Genomic DNA, 17853 nt, shown 5'->3' on the forward strand with positions numbered 1-17853 from the left:
TTAAAAGAGAAGATTTTTGATTTAGGAGGATTGCTATGGTAGAAAACGACAATATTAATGTAGTTGAAATGTTGCGTGTTAAAACAGAAGAACAGGATTTAGACAGCGTTTTAAAAAGTATCTTTGGAGGTTATACAAAAAATTCAGTCCAAGAGTACTTATTATTAATAAAAAAACAGCAGCAGCAATCACAAGAAACATTTTCAAAAAATCTTCAAACATTATTTCAGGAAAAGGAAAGTTTAAGGAAAAATAACGAAATATTATTAGCCCGGTTAAATAGATTATCTGCGGAGTATGACAATATGTCCAAATCATTAAAAGATATTAAGCTTGATGATTCTGAATATTCGGCTGAAAATGCTATTACATTTAAGAATAAAAATTTATACTTAGAAGAACAAGTTAAAGTAACAGAGGGGGAAAATTATTCTCTAAAAAAGAAAATTGAAAGATTGAATAATGATATAAGTGAATTAACATTAAAATTAGAGCAATCAATAAAAGAAACCGAAGCTCAAAAGGAAATGTTAAAAGCCGAGAGGATTGAATCTAAAAAACAACGGGATACGGTTGCTGATTTATCTCGTTTGTTAGAGGAAGAAAAAAACGAGGTTAAGTTTTTAAAAGCAAATATGACTGACGGTAAGTTAGCTGAATTAAATACAAAGGTTGGTGAATTAAGTGTTCAGCTTTCCTGTCAGACGGAGATTATTATAAAGTTAAATGCTGATATTGAATTAAAGGATAAAAATATAGATGCTTTAAATGATGAAGTGGCTTTATTGAAAGAAAAGCAATCTGCATTGATGAAATCATTACAGGATAATATTACACAAAATGATAAGCTTTTGGTGTCAAATGAAGCGTTAAGATATCAACTTCAAGAAGAATTTAAAAAATCAATTGATTTAATAAATGAAAAAGCAAATTTAGCCATAGATAGGTTAGTTGCGCAGAAAAATTTAAGTGACGCTGAGACAAAACTATCATCTTTAGAAATGCAGTTATTAAAAATGAAAAAAATTGATGAAGTAAAAGATAGTTTCAGCAGGATTGGAATTAGTGTTTCGAATAATGAAGTCATTGAACAAAACAATGAAAACAATGAGGATTCATTCAATGTTGAGGAAACAATAGCTATAAATTTCGATTAAAATTGACAACCTCTGAATTCAATGTTAAAATTAGCTTGTCACAAAGGCAAGTGGCAAGAGGAAAGCAAAAAATTTGGAGGTAAAAATGAAATCAATAATCAGATTGAGAATGAGCGCTCATGAGGCTCACTACGGCGGAGATTTGGTTGACGGAGCAAGAATGCTGGGACTATTCGGTGATGTAGCTACAGAACTGTTAATCAGAAACGACGGAGATGAAGGATTGTTTGTAGCTTATGATAATGTGGAGTTCCTTGCACCTGTATATGCAGGAGATTACATCGAAGCAGAAGGAGAAATAGTTTCTCAAGGCAACTCTTCAAGAAAAATGAAATTCGAAGCAAGAAAGGTAATAGTTCCGAGAAAAGATATAAACGATTCGGCTTGTGATTTCTTAGAAGAACCAATAGTAGTATGCAGAGCAAGCGGAACATGTGTTGTTACAAAAGATAAACAAAGAAAGATGCCCTAATCCCATTTTTCTGACCGAAGGGAAAGAAAAATGGATGATAGGTCATTCGCAACGAATTCCCAATTTATGCGACGTAAGGAGCAAATAAATAGGTGAATGAGACTGCAAAAATAAATAGAATACAATATTAAAAAGCTCGTTCAGCAAAGTGCAGGCGGGTTTTTTTATTGTAAGATAAATTGACAAAATAACATATTTTTCATATAATTAATAGGATGTGTAATAATTTACAATTATAGATAATTTTAACATAAAAGGGATAAGTTATGAATAGTTTTAGCAAAACAGCTCGTCTTGGAGATATTCTTCTGCAAAAAAAAGAAATAACACAGGAGCAGCTTAGTGAGTGTCTGAGGTTACAAAAAGGAAGCGGTAAAAAGATCGGAGAGATTCTTATAGAAAATGGATGCGTAACCGAGGAAATAGTTTTAAACACATTGTCAGTTCAATTAGGGATAGAAATAGTCAATTTAGATAATTTTCATATAAACGCAGAAGCAACAAAACTGATATCAGAAAAATTAGCTAAAAGAGTTAGTGCCATACCTTTAAAAACAGTAAACGATAAAATCTATGTTGCAATGAGTGAACCGTTAAACATATTTGATATTGAAGATATCGAAATAGAATCAGGCAAAAAAGCGGAAATTTTGTTAGCCGCAAAAGCACAAATTAATTATGCCATAGAAAAATATATGGGGAGAAGAAGTGCAGAAAAAGCGGTAGAAGATTTTAACAAAGAAAATTTAGCAAATGAAGATTTTGATGCAATAAACGAAGAAACAGACATAAACGTAAGCAACTCGCCGGTTGTTCGTCTTATTAATTCACTTATAAGACAGGCCCTAAAAATGGGAGCCAGCGACATACATATAGAGCCCCTTGAAAACAGAATAAGGGTAAGAGTTAGAATAGACGGGGAATTACAGGAAATATTAACACCATCAAAGCACACTCAATCCGCTTTAGTAACGAGAGTTAAAATAATTGCAGGAATGAATATTGCCGAAAAAAGATTACCTCAAGACGGTAGAATTGAAATGAAAATAGATGATACGGTAGTTGACCTGCGTATATCTGTTCTGCCGACTGTTTACGGTGAAAAAATAGTAATGCGTTTATTGAACAGATGTAATTTTTTAAAAACTAAAAAAGAGTTAGGTTTTACTCCCGAAAATATGGAAATGTTTGAAGCTATATTAGGAGTACCAAACGGAGTAATATTAGTAACCGGACCTACAGGAAGCGGAAAAACAACGACTCTTTATGCAAGCTTAAACGAGCTTAATAAAATGAATAAAAACATTATTACGGTTGAGGATCCTGTTGAATATAAAATTGAAGGTATAAATCAGGTTCAGGTTAACAGTAAAGCAGGATTATTATTTTCAACTGGATTAAGATCAATATTAAGACAGGACCCGGACATAATAATGGTAGGGGAAATCAGAGACGAAGAAACGGCAGAGATAGCTGTCAGAGCAGCTATAACAGGCCATTTGGTTATTTCTACCTTGCATACAAACGATGCTCCGTCAACTATTATGAGATTGCAGGATATGGGTATTAAACCATTCTTAATTGCAGCTTCAGTCAGAGGAATCGTAGCCCAAAGATTGGTAAAAAGAGTGTGTCCTAATTGCAAGGAAGAATATAAGGCAAGTGAAACAGAAAAAAACCTGCTGAATATAGAATTTGACGTAACGTTACAAAGAGGAACCGGTTGCCCTAAATGCTTCAATACAGGATATAGCGGAAGAATTGCGATTCATGAAATATTAAAGGTCGATAAGACAGTAAGAGAAGCAATACAAAGCAGCAAAAGTATAGATGAAATCACCAAAGCTGCAGAAAAGGGCGGAATGATGACATTGAGGGAAAATTGCAGAGAATTAGTATTATCGGGAATTACAACGATAGAAGAATATTCACAGGTAGTTTATAAATTGGATTGATGTGAGAGATAACATGGATATAAATGATACGCTTTCCAAAACAATTGATTATAAAAATGGAAGGTAACTATGGCAGTATACAAATGCAGTGTAGTAGATCAATCAGGTAAAAAACAAAAGATATGCCGTGATGCAGAATCAGAAGCAGAGATAGCTAATTACTTAAAACAAAACAACTACATAATAATAGATATAAATAAGTCAGACGATTATACAAACTTAAGAGGATTTAATTCCCACAGAATTAAATCAAAGGATTTGGCGGTATTTTGCAAGCAGATTTATGCCATGTTAAAAGCAGGTGTGACCATAGTTAATTCACTTGATATTCTGAGGCAGCAGACAGAAAACAAAAGATTAGCAAAAATAATAGGATTTATATACGAAGATTTGCAAAAGGGCAATACTTTCTCAGAGGCATTATCACATCATAAGAACGTATTTCCGCCAATTCTTATAAGCATGGTGGAAGCAGGGGAATTAAGCGGTAACTTAGACGTTATTATGAACAGGCTGGCAATACATTTTGAAAAGGAATACAAGATAGAAAATAAGGTTAAGGGAGCAATGACATATCCGGTTATACTTATTTTTGTAAGTATTGCAGTAGTAATGTTTTTATTAACTACAATTATGCCTACCTTCGTAGAAATGTATTCAAGCTCCGGTATAGATCTTCCAAAGGTTACACAGGTTATGATTTCCATAAATAACGGTCTTAAAAATTATTGGTATATTATTGTTTTTTTTATTTTGGTTTTAGTTCTTTTAATTTCTGCAATCAATAAAAATGAAAATATAAAAATTAAGGGAGATTATTTTAAACTTCGGATACCTGTGGTAAAAAATTTAGTTTTAAAGGTAGCAACATCTCGTTTTACCCGTACTCTTTCAACACTTATGGGGAGTGGTGTTCCATTGCTGCAGGCGCTTGAAACCGTATCGGGAGTAACCGGTAACACATATATAAAAAGCAAAATTTTAGAAGCTAAAGAGGATGTAAGAAGAGGACATGCTTTGTCACAGCCCCTGAAACGTCAGGGAGTGTTTCCGCCTATGGTTCACTCAATGATTAAAATAGGCGAGGACTCCGGCTCTATTGAGGAAATTTTGGACAAGACAGCAGATTTTTACGATGAAGAAGTGGATACGACGGTAACAAAGCTTACTGCCATGCTTGAGCCGATGATGATTGTATTTATGGCAATAATAATCGGATTTATAGTAATTTCGATGGTAACTCCAATGTTTGATATGGTACGAGCGGTACAGTGATACAATGGGAGAACGATAGGAGAAATAGGAGGTCTTGATTAGTGAAAAAATTAAAAAGCAAAAAAGGATTCACATTAATTGAATTGGTAGTGGTATTGGCAGTATTGGGCATTATTATGGCTATTGCAGTGCCGAGATTTATGGAAGTACAAGAAAATGCTAAAGAAAAAGCGGACGAAGCTACAATTGAGATGCTTGCAAAGGCAGCAGAACTGTATTATGTTCAAAATAATACTACAAATTCTATAACTGTTGAAGATTTAGTTCCGAGCTATCTTGACAAAATAGAATTTAAAACTGATGAATATGGAGAATCAGACGGATCTGATTTAGCCATTTCTTACAGTAATGGTGTGATTATAATTAAAAATGGTACTGAAACAGTGTATCCGTAAAGCTTAGACATGGGTGAGAAATTATTATCTTTAATAATAATCTGCTGGCTTATTAGCATAAGCATCATAGACATAAAACACAAAATTATCCCTGACAGTTTAAACGTAACCGGATTATTTATAGGAATTACTTATATAATCATAAACAAACAATTATTAGACAGCTTAATAGGTGCAGCGATAGGATTTGGTTTATTTCTTTTGATTGCCTTGATTACAAATGCCATGGGCGGAGGCGATATAAAACTTATGTTAGTGCTTGGGCTCATATTCGGTATAAAAGGAATATTATTTATAACCTTATTCTCCTTTCTAATAGGAGCTGTTATATCAGTAATTTTGTTAAGCTTGAGAATTAAAAGCAGAAAAGATGAAATACCCTTTGCTCCGTTTATATCTTTATCTGTTTTGATATATATATTTTTTGGTAATGAAATAATAAATTGGTATTTCACATTATTGATGCCATTCTGAATTTAGTTAAGATGCCTAACCTCATTTTTTAAAATAGGCACCTTGACATATTATGACAATTTTTATATAATTTTAATACCAAAATTTGTAAATGACCCCTTGGAATAATAAGCTATAGAAAAGGGATGGTTATGGGTCGGTTATTATCTATAGAAATTGATAAATATAATATAAAAATTGCAGAAGTGTCAAAAAAAGGTGAAATGCTGTCAATCTTAAAATCTTTAGTCATTAAGGCACCCTTTGATATTACTGAAGGCAAGCTTGATACGGAAGATATTGATAGTATGGCAGCCATTATAAAAAAAGAGCTCGACTTAAATAATATTAAAGCGAAAAGAGCTGTATTTGTAATTAATTCAAACAGCATTATTGCACGAAGGATAAAGCTGCCGTTGCTTAAGAAAAGCTCTGAAACCTTGTCGATGGTAAAAAACGAATTAGAACAGCTTATATCGGTTGATTTACGGCAGTATAAAATTATGTATAAGGTTACTAAACAGCATGCTGAAAATAATAATACATTTTATACTGTTTATTGCTTGCCTATTTCAATATATAACCGGCTTGTTGAATTATCTGAAAAATTAAAATTAAAGTTTATATGCTTGGATGTATCATTTAATTGTCTCAATAAAATTTTTTCACATAATATAAAAATTAATAATAAAGCACTTAATTCAGAACATATTTATGCCTTTATAAATATAGATCTGAATTGGTGCTCTTTTTGTGTTTTAAATAAGGGTGTAAATGACTTTTCCAGAATTTTTATTTTTGACAAAGTCAGAAATTCGGAATTTGCTGCGGAAGATGAAGGATATTACGGTACGGATAAAGCTTCCGATGCATTGAGTGTGTTGCTTGAAGAAATAAGCAAGTACATAAGATATTATTATTCTATAGACAATACCGATTGGATTAATAAAATTTATATTTATGGTATTAGCTCGCAAATTCAAGGCATAAGCAGATACTTTTCTGAGAACTTAAATATAGAAGCAGAAAAGATATATACAATTTCTAATTTGCGTCTTGACAGCAATCTTTCATTTGATTGTTCTTTAAATAATTACTTCAACTCAATACTGTCGTTATTTAATAATAAGAATGACATTTGCTATTGTAAGGAAAGCTTATATAAATACAAGGAATATACAACCGCAATTATTTTAATTGCTTTTATTTTGGCAGTTAGTTGTTATGTAATGTCTCGCTCTAATCTATTATTAACTGATAAAACAGAAAATTTAAACATGTATATTTATGATACTAATAATGTAGAATTAAACTTTCAAATTGAGAAAATCAAGAATGAAAATTTAATTTTAGAGAATCTTTTAGAGGAAATAGAAATAATGGAGAGTATGGTTAATAACAGTGATGTTTCCTCATATATACTTAAAGAAATTTATAATGTAATTCCCTTAAATACTAAAGTAACATCCATATCCATTGACAGAAACAGCACTCAATTGACATGTATATCCGGTTCAATGGAAGAGGTCTCTATATTCGTAAAAAGCTTAAGAAAAATTGAGTATATAAATAAAATTCATGTTCCCAACGTAGAAGTAAATCAAAATGATTCTTTGAGCTATTCATATTCAATTGTTTGTTGGTTGAAGGATGTGAATGATAAATGATTAAGAGCAAAAGGATAAAACTTATAAATATCATGATTACTATTTTAATTATTGTTCTGCTCTTAAGCACTTTAGACACTGTTACGTGGCATAAACTTAACCCAATAACAGAAGAGTATAGCAGTACTATAGATATATATGAAAATATGTCGAATAACATAAAAATGAAGGATGCTATACTGAGCAAAAATAAAGAATTAAAAAACGAAATAAGCAATTTGAACTTTGATGCTGATGTATTGCAGGAAGATATTATGTCATTGTTGTATATTCACAGCAAGAAAAATAATCTTGAAATCAATAAAATTATTTTTTCTGAAGCATCTTCTGTAATTGATGAAAATAATGATGTGAGCATCATCGATACAAACATCACTTTCATACAGGCAAATGTAAATTTCAAATGCAGCTTTGCCAACATGCTGAAATTCATAGAGGACATAAAAGGTGGTAATAAGTATGTGTCAATAACTAATCTGTATTTATTGTCATGGAATGAAGAGGTTCTTGACGGTACTATAGATTTATGTTTTTATTCGATTCCTGAATGATAGGGTGATTATGTTGAAAAATAATGGCTTTACATTGATTGAAGTAATATTGACATTAACTATATTGACTTTAGTTATAATGCCCTTAATGTCTATGTTGGTATTTGCAGCAAAAATTAATAATGAAAGTGACAGAGAATACAAATCATTTTTAGCTGCGCAAAGCTGCATGGAAGAAATAAAGGCGCTAAACGGTATTGATGCCGAAAATTATATTTATAACAATGATACAGGTGCATATGAAAGAACAGTGACTCAAACTGATGATGAATTCGGAGCTGAAATAAGAATAGTACCTGAAAGTGCTTTTTATTATTTGATAGATATAAGTATTTTAGATAACGGTGAGGTTATTAATACCTTGAGGGGGAGTATGATTGTTAAATAAAGATGAAGGTTCTATCTTGATATTGATGGTCATCGTTATTGCAATTATCAGCTCAATCAGTGTATTAACTTTAAATATTGCCATTTCACAATATCAAATAAAAAAAACCAACAGCAATATAAAAAGGGCTTTTTATTTGTCTGAAGACGGTATAAACAGCGCTGCATTAAGAACTTATAGTTTAATTTGTTATGCTTGTGAGGATTCTGCAGATAAAGCTGATGAATATCTGAAATTATATCCTGATGATATTGACGGAGCTGAAGCTTTGTTTAAAAACAATTATAAATTGTATGTAATAAACAGAGCGGTAAGCATAATAAACAGTAACGAAAATCCTTCGTTAGAGGTTGTAAATTATAACAATTTGTTTTTTGTTAATGAAAAGTTGACGTTACGTGTAAAATCAACATATATATCAGATACCGGCATTGAAAAAAGCTTAAGTGCCAATTTGGTTATTTTAGTTCCTTGTTATGCAGATATAAGAACAGACATACTTGACTTTTCAAAAATTTTTTATTTAAGCAGCTTTGATGTATGAATAATAGGTGAGTTATGAAGTGTAAAAATGGATATACTTTAGTTGAATTATTAATAACCTTAGCAATAGTTGCATTTGTTTCCGTACTAATTATGACTTTTTTTACTGCCAACCTGAATAATATTGCAAAAATAAAAAATAATTCCGAGCTGCAGTTCCATGCTCAATATATCTTAAACTTTTTTTCTGAAAAGATTATGGAGTCCGAAAAGGTTGAATTGATTTTAGTTTTAGCTGGTCCTTATTTAAACAGTGTAATCAATTCAAAAAATGAGCAAAGTATATCAAAGATATCTCTCAGATACAGTGAACAAGCTAATCAATGCTACATATTTGAGGTGAGAGGTATAAAGATATTCTACGGTAAAGGAAAATCAAATGATTCGGCATCCTCGGAATTGGGTACTTATGTAAAAGAGATAAAAATAAAACCATATCCGGATGGAAAAACATTTGCTGAGGCAGTGGGGTTGAGAATTACCGTTGTATTGGTTAAGGGCTCTGAAGAGTATGATGCATCCCAGCTTATTTACATGAGATTAAGCTAAAAATATGTTGTGTAAATTCAAGAAAACATTGACAAATATTCAATTAATTTATAAAATGGGATGTGTAATTATATCCTAAAGGAGTGCCATGAATAAAAAAGGTTATACTCTTATTGAAATAATTACAGTATTTTCTTTAATCGGAATATTAATCGGTTTAAGTATTCCTAAAATTACAAATGATTTTGGCTATTTAGACAATTCTTCGGAAGAGCTTTTGAGAGATGTGAGATATATTCAAACAGAAGCAATGAAAAATCCTTTAAATAGCTACAAATTAATCGTCAATTCTATTGAACGCAGTTACTACATAGTAAATTCACAAAATAATGAAGTATTAAAATCAGTTAAATTAAAGGATAGATATACAATTAGTTATACTGGTACAGGAGATTTGTATTTTAATTCAGGCGGAGTTCCTATACATCCGGGAACTTTTAAGATAACTGATGCAAGGTTGAATAAATCTAAAGAAATTACTGTTGTTGTGGCAACGGGACGAACAATTATACTGGAATAAGCAGCAATCTGCTGGTTATAATATACATAAGGAGGAGACAACAATGATTACAGCAAGTGATTTTAAAAAGGGTATAACTATATCTTGGAATAATGGATTATGGCAAATAGTAGATTTTCAACACGTTAAACCGGGTAAAGGTGCGGCTTTTGTTAGAAGCAAATTAAAAAACATTGTAACAGGAGCTATAAGAGAAGAAACTTTTAACCCTACTGAAAAATTCCCGCTGGCAAGAATAGAAACAAAGGATATGCAATATTTATATAATGATGGAGAACTGTATTATTTTATGGATCCGGAATCATTTGAACAAATTCCTTTAAATTATGAACAGGTAGCTGATGCGATTATTTATATTAAAGAAAATGAATTTGCCCAAATGAGATTTTATGAAGGTAAACCATTTGAAGTAACAGCACCAAATTTTGTTGAATTGGAAATAATTGAAACTGAACCCGGTTTTAAGGGAGATACTGCGACAGGTGCAAATAAACCTGCCATAGTTGAAACAGGTGCTAAGATTAACGTGCCGCTCTTCGTTGAGTTAGGTGATAAAATTAAGATTGACACCAGAACAGGTGAATATCTATCAAGAGTTTAGGAGGTATAACATGGATTTTTTGTATGAAAAAATATCATATTTAAGAGGTTTAGCTGACGGATTAGACGTTAAACCTGATTCAAAAGAAGGTAAACTGTTTAACGCTTTAATGGAAGTTATCGAAGAAATAGCTGATGGTATGAATGACATAGTAGAAGAACAAGATGAAGTTAATGAGTACTTAGATTTATTAGATGAAGACCTATCAACAGTTGAAGAAGAAATATTCGGTGACTTGGAAATCGACGAAGATGATGATTACGACTTCGATTTCGATGATGAATATGATGACGATTACGACGATGAATTTGAAGAACATGAATGTAATTGTGCAGAACACGAAGACCTATAGTATTTAAAGGCAAAGCACCTCTGAGAGGTGCGCAGGCCGCTGAAAAAAGTCCCCCTGCTTCGTTGCCGTTCAGCCGGTCAATCCTCACGTATGTTTGAATACGCTGCGGTTGCCCGTCTTCCGGCGCCTTGCAGGATGAACTTTTTCAACAGCCTACCATCTTGATGACTTTGTCATCAATCTGAGCACCTCTGAGAGGTGCTTTTGTTTCGTTTATGGCCATATATCCTTCGGGTTAACTCCGTAAACTTGTACTATTTCAAACAAATCACTGTTGGCAATATCCTTAGGTGTTACCAACCATGAGCCGTCAGAATCTATATTAAAGTCATGCTGCATAAACGGATACCAAACCAAGTGTGAGCATTGAGTACTGCTTATATTTTCAGGCTCTGGATTCTTTTTACTTGTCAATCCCACTGTTAATCCATAAGGGATATCATTTAAGTTTTCCTTTGCAAATTTCGCTATTTCATCAAGGTCCTCATCTGAAGCGTCCTTTATTTTAAGCATCATAAACGAAGGATAAACTCTCCATTTATTTATATTTTGCAGCATTGTATTGCTTCCTAAAATCACTGCTTCCAATGTTTCCATATTTTCTGCATCTGTTACTATTGCTGCGTGTCCATGTCTCCATCCAAGCGAGTGGGTTGCCTTGGTTATAAGAACGTAGCCATTTTTATAAGTTGCCAGATCAAAACCGTATATTGGTTTATTTTCCTCATTTACCAATGATTCCTGACTGGTTATAATACCTATTGACTCACAAAGTATATTGTTGCTTCTAAAGAAATTCTCTTGAAAATTAAGCATTGTATTTTTGCCGGAAATTTTATCACTTAAAATTTCATCAACAGCCGTCTTTCCTAATCCGGTTTGGTAAAACAGTTCCTTATAATCATCTTCTGATAATTCAGTTTTTTCTAATATAGGAATTATATCTGTTTTTTCATAATCAGGACGGTAGTAGCCCATTGGTTCAATTATCATTTCCATTATTGATATAACAATAAAAATCATTATGAGTATCAATGAAATAAATATCAATTTTTTATGTTTAATTTTTTTTGTTTTGATTGTCATTTTACACCCCTGTTTATCACCATATGTCATCTTAAACGTAGTGAAAGATGCCCTAACCTCTAAATTATATACCATACTCCTTAAAAAATAAATTAAAAGTCACACAAATACAAAAAAATATAAAATTAAGAAAAGTTCAAGCTATTAAATTAATAATTAATATGATAAAATATATATTATTATAAAGATATGGAGGAAGACTATGAACAAATATAAAAGAGCAAATACATTTAAAAGAATTGTATGTTTAGTGTTAGCCGGTGGAATGATATTAACAGCTTTTATGAGCATGCTTACATTCTTTATGTAAAGGAGAACAAATGAAAGAAATAGTTGATAAAATAAACAAATTAGAATTATCTTACCCTTTAGAAGAAAGACCCAAATATCATATAAATTGTGCTGAAACATTGTTAATGGCTGCAAACGAAGAATACGAATTAGGGCTTGATGACAGATTTATCAAAGCAGTATGTCCGTTTGGAGGCGGTCTCCAATCCGAAAAAACCTGCGGAGCTCTATTAGGAACTTTATCGGCAATCGGAGTTATATTTACAGAAGACAGACCAAGCGATAATGAAAAAATGAAAGAAATGACTAAAAAATATGTAGAAGAGTTTGAAAAAGAGTTTGGGGCATTGGACTGTGCAACAATTAAAAAGCACCATAGAAGTGAAACAGAAGGATGTGCTCCTGTTAAAATAAGAGCCGCAGGAGTATTTGAAAGAATAACGGAAGAAAAATAAGCATGGAATATTTTGATTTATTAAAGAGCTTTAATGGTATAGAATTAAATAATCAACAAATAAAAGCCGCTTCCTTTGACAAAGGAAATGCTTTGGTGCTTTCCACTGCCGGCTCAGGCAAGACTACCGTTACTACAGTCAGAGTTGGCCGTCTTTTGTATGAAAATAAGTGCGGAAGTAAAATTCTGACCATAACATTTTCAAAAATGGCCGCAAAAGATATGTATAACAGATTTTATACATTCTTTGGAGATTTATATAAAAATAAAACAGATTTTTTAACTATACATGCCTTTTCTTATAAAATTGTCAGAGATTTTTTTAGAAGAAAGGGCGTTAATTTTGAGTTGCTTACAAATAATTATCAGATATTAAGCGAAATACTTAAATCCTATTACTCTAATTCATATTTCAATTATATAAGTGATGAAGAAGTTGAAAATCTTTCATCAGCAATAAGCTTCGTCAATAACATGATGATTAATCCTGCAGAATATAAGGATTACGGAATCGAAATAAGGGACTTTGATAAAATTTATGAAGCATATAAATTGTACAAGTCACAAAATCAGTTAATAGATTTTGATGATATGCTTTTGTACGCTTACAAAATTCTTTCTAATTCAAATAATCAAAGAGAAAATATAAAAAGGTTATATGAATATGTTCAAATAGATGAAATGCAGGATACCTCCAAAATACAGCATGAAATTATAAAGCTTATAACAGATAACAATTTATTTATGGTCGGTGATGATGACCAGGCAATATATTCTTTCAGGGGCAGTTATCCGGATTTTATGCTTGATTTTAAAAACGTATATAAGAACGGAGAGATCTTTTATTTAGATAATAATTACAGATCGGACAAAAATATCGTAGAAGGCGCTAAAAGGTTTATAGAGAAAAATAAAAATAGATACAAAAAGGAAATTAATACAAACAATAAAAAAGAAAACGAAATAAATATTATTAAAGTTAACAGCAGAGCCGAGCAAGCTAAATATATTACGGAAGAATTGAATAAAATTAAAGATCAAACTGTAGGTATACTGTTCAGATACAATATTTCAGCTATGATATTAGCCAATAATTTATATGAAAACAGTATTAACTTTTATATAAAAGAAGACAAATCAAAATTTTTCAGCAGTCCTGTATTATATGACATATTAGCGTTTTTAAATCTTGCATTGAATCCAAGAGATAGAAATGCATTTTCAAGAATTTATTATAAAAGCTATACTTATTTTACTAAAGGTATGTGCAAAATTGTTACGGACAGCCCGCGAGAGGATTTAACGGTATTTGACATATTGGATAATTACAAATATTTTGATTACTATGTATACGATAAAATCCGTCAATTTAAGATGGACATAAATTATATCAATAAGCTAAAACCTAACGATGCTATCAGGTTTATTAAGCTTGAATTGGAATATATAAACTATTTGGAAAGAATGCAGGATGAAGGGAGAAATAATTTATCCAATTCGTTGCACATATTAGAAATATTAGAAGAAATAGGTTCATATTGCAGCAATATAAAAGAATTTACAGAAAAAATAGAGAATCTTCAGAATGTCATAAAAAATGCTTCGGAGAATACTACGGCAAATATAACACTTACAACAATTCACAGTGCTAAAGGATTAGAATACGATTATGTATTCATTACTGATAATATTGATGGTGAATTTCCTTCTGACAGAAAAAATATGAATAATGATGTCTATGAAAAATTATTAGAAGAAGAACGGCGAATATTTTATGTTGGAATGACAAGAGCAAAGAAAATACTAAACATTATAGTTCCGGAAAAACCTTCGTTATTTATAAATGAACTGATAGGGTAATAAAAATAATTTATAAAAATTACAAAATCACAAAATAGTCAATGAAAGAATAATGACTAAGTGTTAATATATATAAGTATGAAATTTTACAATGTATAATTTTTAATAATTATTAAATTTATTCATCATACATAATTTTGTTGAAAAATGTTTTACAAACATATATAATAGTATAAATTGTAAAGCGGAGCATTACTTGGGGGTAAATATGAAGCTCTATATCAACACACTTGGCGAGTTCGATATTAAATCAAACGACAGTTCTATTCTTATGCAATCAAGCCGTACATATAAACTCTACAAACTTTTTGAGTATTTTTTGACATTCAGAAATAAAAAACTGTTGCCTGAAAATATTATCGATAATCTATTGTCCGAAAGCGAATCAGACGATCCAAAAAACATACTGCGTACTCAAATATTCAGATTAAGAAAAATTATTAAATCATTTATACAAGATGAGGACGAATCAAAATCTATAATTTTAAATTTTAAAAACGGTTACTATTGTCTTGAAATAGGAGAAAATGTCACCATAGATACGGATGAGTTTGAAGACCTTATTAAAAGGGCAGATATAGAAAGAGAATACAATACGGAAACTGCTGTTGAAATATATGAAAAAGCATTGAAATTATATAAGGGATTATACCTTTCTGATAATGCATATGAAGTTTGGTTAGTGCCTACAAGGAATTATTACCAACGACTTTATCTGAAAACCTTGTACAAGTTGATTGAAATTTTAAAAGAATATAAAGAATACGAGAAAATAATGGCATCGTGCGAAGAAGCTCTGCTGATTGAGCCATATGAAGAAAGTATTCATATTTATTTAATGGAATCAATGCTTAAATTGGGACAAACTAAAGCAGCATTACATCATTACGAGTACGCTTTGAATTTATTGCAAAAAGAAATGGATGTGCAACCATCTGTCTATTTTACCGAAATGCAGTATAAAATTCAAAACAACACATCGACTAAAACAAAGGCAAATTCAGATACAGGTTCCAAGTTAGATGATGGCAATATGTTCGGAGCACTACACTGCAGTGCAGATGCTTTTAAATTTTTATTTAATTTGCAAAAAAGAAAATCGCAGAGAAATCAAGAAAATGATTATCTATGTACGATAAATATCATAGATAAAAACAATGTAAACACATCGGAACAAAGCAAACAATCAAGAAGCTGGAAAGAACTGTTAGAGAATTCATTAAGAAAAGGTGATGTCTTTACATTCTGGAGCCGCAATCAAATATTAGTGCTTCTTCATAACGTAAGAGAGCCCGGAATTAGCGTCATGGAAAAAAGAATAAAAAACAATATGATGAAATATGAAAGAATTAATAAAATTCAAATAAATATGATTTTCCAACCAATCAGTGACAGTGTGGACGGTCCATAACCGCCACACTTTTCGCATTTTTGTGAATGAGACTGGGGATCCCCCCTCCTTTGAAATCAAAAAGTAATCGCAATAAAATCAAAATCACACCTCAGATAAACTCCAATGTAATTTATACTAACTATAATAAGAATAATAAATCTAATTTCTGACTATGACAAAAGAAAGGAGTGAGGAGTTGGACTATCCAATATTTGACTTTTGTTTAAAATTCAAAATTATTTACAATAAGAAAGGTAACTTTATTGATTATTTACTGATGCATGTAAGTGACACATTCTTTAAAGCTACCAATATTGATCCGAAGTTGATATCAGGAAAGAAATTTTCGGATATAGTGGTTGATAATGCTGACATGCTTAACTTTAAGGAAATTTATCTTAATATGATACCAAGTACTAAGCAAAGATATGATATGTATTTTAAAAATTTGGACAGATGGTATCGTATCAATATTTATACCGACAAAGGTGAATATGAGGATTTTTTGGTCATATACTATGTAGATGTGACTGATATAAAGAATAACAATCAACAAATTTTATCTGAAATCGATGAAAATAACAAAATAATTTATCTTAAAGATAGAGAAAAGATATACTACGGAGACAGATTAACAGGGCTGTATAATAAAAATTTCTTTGAAGAAGAGCTTTTGAGATTAGATACAAAAAGGCAGCTTCCTATCAGCTTAATAATGGGAGACATTAACGGACTTAAGCTTATAAATGATGCTTTTGGTCATGGGATGGGTGATAATGCATTAAAAAAGGCAGCCGAGATAATGACACAATCTTTTAGAGACGAAGACATAATAAGCAGGGTCGGCGGAGATGAATTTATAGTTCTGTTACCTAAAACCTCTGAAGAAACAGCAAAAGTAATAGCCGATAGAATTAAATCAAAATGTGAAAGCAGTCCTTTGGATTTTATAAAAATAAGTATCAGCTTCGGTGTTGCAACTAAGACAGAAGAAAGCGAAGATATACAAAAAATATTTAAAAAAGCAGAAGACAGAATGTATTTTAAGAAGCTAAAGGAAAGTAAGGAAGCTAAACTATCAATGATAAAATTTCTTAAAAGCAGGTTAGAAAAAATAACTTATGAAACAAGGTCGCATTATGATAGATTAAAAGCCCTTACTATGTTAATGGCGAATGCACTTAAATTATCTGACAGTGAAAAAGAAGAACTAAGATTGCTGTGCGAATTCCATGACATCGGGAAAATAGGTGTTTCTAAAAATATACTTCAAAAAGAAGGAACCCTTAACAACGAAGAATGGGAAAATGTAAAAAGGCACAGTGAAATCGGCTATTATATAGCAAGAGAATTCAGAGACGCAAAACCGATAGACGAACTTATATTGATTCATCACGAGCGCTGGGACGGCAAAGGCTATCCGGGATTGTTTAAAGAGAGTGAAATCCCTATTGTTGCAAGAGTTTTTGCTATTGCGGATGCATATGATGTAATGGTTAATGACAGACCTTATAAGTCATTAATGTCTAAATACGAAGCATTAAATGAAATAAGGGCTCAGGCAGGCAAGCAATTTGACCCGTATATATCCAAATTATTTATAGGATTAATGGAAAACATGGAACAAATTGTATAATATATAAAATTTTTCAACATAATATTATTATACTAAAATATGTTTATAAACTGCTTTATGTGGTATATACATTTTACAGAATATTGATAATATTTAACGAAGGGCAAACCTATTGAAAGATAGGGACGCAAAGCTATGAAGTCTAAGACATTTACTGTTATGACGGTTCAGCTGCAAAATAATTTTATTTTGCAGCTTTTTTGTATCAACAATAAACCCCCGGCTATGCCGGGGGAAGCAAAAAGCTTTAGCTAC

At 31.3% G+C, this 17853-nt stretch carries 19 protein-coding genes and 1 riboswitch; of the genes, 18 read left to right on the forward strand and 1 reads right to left on the reverse strand.

The annotated features are described in order from the left end of the window. Window positions 1-35: 35 nt before the first annotated feature. The 14 genes from RT412_RS16480 (at window position 36) to RT412_RS16545 (ending at window position 10878) form a co-directional block, all read left to right on the forward strand. A complete protein-coding gene (locus tag RT412_RS16480; protein WP_313342865.1) occupies window positions 36-1157 on the forward strand; it encodes a hypothetical protein in 1122 nt (373 codons plus the stop codon). Between the two features lie 85 nt (window positions 1158-1242). After that, window positions 1243-1629 (forward strand): hotdog fold domain-containing protein, encoded by a 387-nt coding sequence (locus RT412_RS16485; protein WP_313342862.1) that lies wholly within the window; start codon window positions 1243-1245, stop codon window positions 1627-1629. Window positions 1630-1895: 266 nt separating this feature from the next. Beyond that, the gene (locus tag RT412_RS16490; RefSeq protein ID WP_313342860.1) at window positions 1896-3584 is read left to right on the forward strand and encodes a GspE/PulE family protein; all 1689 of its coding nucleotides are present in this window, start codon (window positions 1896-1898) and stop codon (window positions 3582-3584) included. Window positions 3585-3653: 69 nt separating this feature from the next. After that, a complete protein-coding gene (locus tag RT412_RS16495; RefSeq protein WP_313342857.1) occupies window positions 3654-4859 on the forward strand; it encodes a type II secretion system F family protein in 1206 nt (401 codons plus the stop codon). 41 nt (window positions 4860-4900) lie between these two features. Next, a complete protein-coding gene (locus RT412_RS16500) occupies window positions 4901-5254 on the forward strand; it encodes a type II secretion system protein (RefSeq protein WP_313342854.1) in 354 nt (117 codons plus the stop codon). A gap of 9 nt (window positions 5255-5263) precedes the next feature. Next, window positions 5264-5728 carry an A24 family peptidase gene (locus tag RT412_RS16505; RefSeq protein ID WP_313342852.1) on the forward strand — a complete coding sequence of 155 codons (465 nt, stop codon included), beginning with the start codon at window positions 5264-5266 and terminating at the stop codon, window positions 5726-5728. 131 nt (window positions 5729-5859) lie between these two features. Further along, the gene (gene pilM, locus RT412_RS16510) at window positions 5860-7374 is read left to right on the forward strand and encodes a pilus assembly protein PilM (protein WP_313342850.1); all 1515 of its coding nucleotides are present in this window, start codon (window positions 5860-5862) and stop codon (window positions 7372-7374) included. Then, on the forward strand, window positions 7371-7925 hold the full coding sequence (locus RT412_RS16515; RefSeq protein WP_313342847.1) for a hypothetical protein: 555 nt from the start codon (window positions 7371-7373) through the stop codon (window positions 7923-7925). Before pilM ends, RT412_RS16515 begins: the two co-directional genes overlap by 4 nt. Window positions 7926-7935: 10 nt before the next feature. Then, window positions 7936-8313: a prepilin-type N-terminal cleavage/methylation domain-containing protein gene (locus tag RT412_RS16520; RefSeq protein ID WP_313342844.1), complete on the forward strand. Its 378-nt coding sequence runs from the start codon at window positions 7936-7938 to the stop codon at window positions 8311-8313. Then, window positions 8303-8857 (forward strand): hypothetical protein, encoded by a 555-nt coding sequence (locus RT412_RS16525; RefSeq protein ID WP_313342841.1) that lies wholly within the window; start codon window positions 8303-8305, stop codon window positions 8855-8857. The genes RT412_RS16520 and RT412_RS16525 overlap by 11 nt, the downstream gene beginning before the upstream one ends. 14 nt (window positions 8858-8871) lie before the next feature. After that, the gene (locus tag RT412_RS16530; protein WP_313342839.1) at window positions 8872-9405 is read left to right on the forward strand and encodes a type II secretion system protein; all 534 of its coding nucleotides are present in this window, start codon (window positions 8872-8874) and stop codon (window positions 9403-9405) included. Window positions 9406-9493: 88 nt separating this feature from the next. Then, on the forward strand, window positions 9494-9925 hold the full coding sequence (locus RT412_RS16535) for a prepilin-type N-terminal cleavage/methylation domain-containing protein (RefSeq protein ID WP_313342836.1): 432 nt from the start codon (window positions 9494-9496) through the stop codon (window positions 9923-9925). A 43-nt stretch (window positions 9926-9968) separates the two neighbouring features. Then, window positions 9969-10526 carry an elongation factor P gene (efp, locus tag RT412_RS16540; protein ID WP_313342834.1) on the forward strand — a complete coding sequence of 186 codons (558 nt, stop codon included), beginning with the start codon at window positions 9969-9971 and terminating at the stop codon, window positions 10524-10526. A 10-nt stretch (window positions 10527-10536) separates the two neighbouring features. Then, window positions 10537-10878, forward strand: coding sequence for a CD1247 N-terminal domain-containing protein (locus RT412_RS16545; protein ID WP_313342832.1), 342 nt, complete (start codon window positions 10537-10539; stop codon window positions 10876-10878). A 213-nt stretch (window positions 10879-11091) separates the two neighbouring features. Here the strand turns inward: RT412_RS16545 and RT412_RS16550 are convergent, their stop codons facing one another. Beyond that, entirely contained in the window at window positions 11092-11964 is an 873-nt protein-coding gene (locus tag RT412_RS16550) for a hypothetical protein (RefSeq protein WP_313342830.1), read from the reverse strand. Between the two features lie 320 nt (window positions 11965-12284). Between RT412_RS16550 and RT412_RS16555 the strand changes: the two genes are divergently transcribed. The 4 genes from RT412_RS16555 (at window position 12285) to RT412_RS16570 (ending at window position 17598) form a co-directional block, all read left to right on the forward strand. After that, the gene (locus RT412_RS16555; RefSeq protein ID WP_313342828.1) at window positions 12285-12710 is read left to right on the forward strand and encodes a C-GCAxxG-C-C family protein; all 426 of its coding nucleotides are present in this window, start codon (window positions 12285-12287) and stop codon (window positions 12708-12710) included. A gap of 2 nt (window positions 12711-12712) precedes the next feature. Next, window positions 12713-14569 (forward strand): ATP-dependent helicase, encoded by a 1857-nt coding sequence (locus tag RT412_RS16560; protein ID WP_313342826.1) that lies wholly within the window; start codon window positions 12713-12715, stop codon window positions 14567-14569. A gap of 208 nt (window positions 14570-14777) precedes the next feature. Next, window positions 14778-15980 (forward strand): bacterial transcriptional activator domain-containing protein, encoded by a 1203-nt coding sequence (locus RT412_RS16565; RefSeq protein WP_313342824.1) that lies wholly within the window; start codon window positions 14778-14780, stop codon window positions 15978-15980. A gap of 178 nt (window positions 15981-16158) precedes the next feature. Continuing rightward, the gene (locus tag RT412_RS16570) at window positions 16159-17598 is read left to right on the forward strand and encodes a diguanylate cyclase (protein WP_313342822.1); all 1440 of its coding nucleotides are present in this window, start codon (window positions 16159-16161) and stop codon (window positions 17596-17598) included. 92 nt (window positions 17599-17690) lie between these two features. After that, window positions 17691-17777: riboswitch (cyclic di-GMP riboswitch) on the forward strand. The last annotated feature ends 76 nt before the right edge of the window (window positions 17778-17853 follow it).

The sequence above is a fragment of the Sedimentibacter sp. genome (assembly GCF_032080165.1).
Lineage (GTDB): Bacteria > Bacillota > Clostridia > Tissierellales > Sedimentibacteraceae > Sedimentibacter.

Bases quoted from the DNA above. Each gene is read 5' to 3' on its own strand.
- RT412_RS16480 (WP_313342865.1), top strand. From the start codon at position 36: ATGGTAGAAAACGACAATATTAATGTAGTTGAAATGTTGCGTGTTAAA.
- RT412_RS16485 (WP_313342862.1), top strand. From the start codon at position 1,243: ATGAAATCAATAATCAGATTGAGAATGAGCGCTCATGAGGCTCACTAC.
- RT412_RS16490 (WP_313342860.1), top strand. From the start codon at position 1,896: ATGAATAGTTTTAGCAAAACAGCTCGTCTTGGAGATATTCTTCTGCAA.
- RT412_RS16495 (WP_313342857.1), top strand. From the start codon at position 3,654: ATGGCAGTATACAAATGCAGTGTAGTAGATCAATCAGGTAAAAAACAA.
- RT412_RS16505 (WP_313342852.1), top strand. From the start codon at position 5,264: ATGGGTGAGAAATTATTATCTTTAATAATAATCTGCTGGCTTATTAGC.
- pilM (WP_313342850.1), top strand. From the start codon at position 5,860: ATGGGTCGGTTATTATCTATAGAAATTGATAAATATAATATAAAAATT.
- RT412_RS16515 (WP_313342847.1), top strand. From the start codon at position 7,371: ATGATTAAGAGCAAAAGGATAAAACTTATAAATATCATGATTACTATT.
- RT412_RS16520 (WP_313342844.1), top strand. From the start codon at position 7,936: ATGTTGAAAAATAATGGCTTTACATTGATTGAAGTAATATTGACATTA.
- RT412_RS16530 (WP_313342839.1), top strand. From the start codon at position 8,872: ATGAAGTGTAAAAATGGATATACTTTAGTTGAATTATTAATAACCTTA.
- RT412_RS16535 (WP_313342836.1), top strand. From the start codon at position 9,494: ATGAATAAAAAAGGTTATACTCTTATTGAAATAATTACAGTATTTTCT.
- efp (WP_313342834.1), top strand. From the start codon at position 9,969: ATGATTACAGCAAGTGATTTTAAAAAGGGTATAACTATATCTTGGAAT.
- RT412_RS16545 (WP_313342832.1), top strand. From the start codon at position 10,537: ATGGATTTTTTGTATGAAAAAATATCATATTTAAGAGGTTTAGCTGAC.
- RT412_RS16550 (WP_313342830.1), bottom strand. From the start codon at position 11,964: ATGACAATCAAAACAAAAAAAATTAAACATAAAAAATTGATATTTATT.
- RT412_RS16555 (WP_313342828.1), top strand. From the start codon at position 12,285: ATGAAAGAAATAGTTGATAAAATAAACAAATTAGAATTATCTTACCCT.
- RT412_RS16560 (WP_313342826.1), top strand. From the start codon at position 12,713: ATGGAATATTTTGATTTATTAAAGAGCTTTAATGGTATAGAATTAAAT.
- RT412_RS16565 (WP_313342824.1), top strand. From the start codon at position 14,778: ATGAAGCTCTATATCAACACACTTGGCGAGTTCGATATTAAATCAAAC.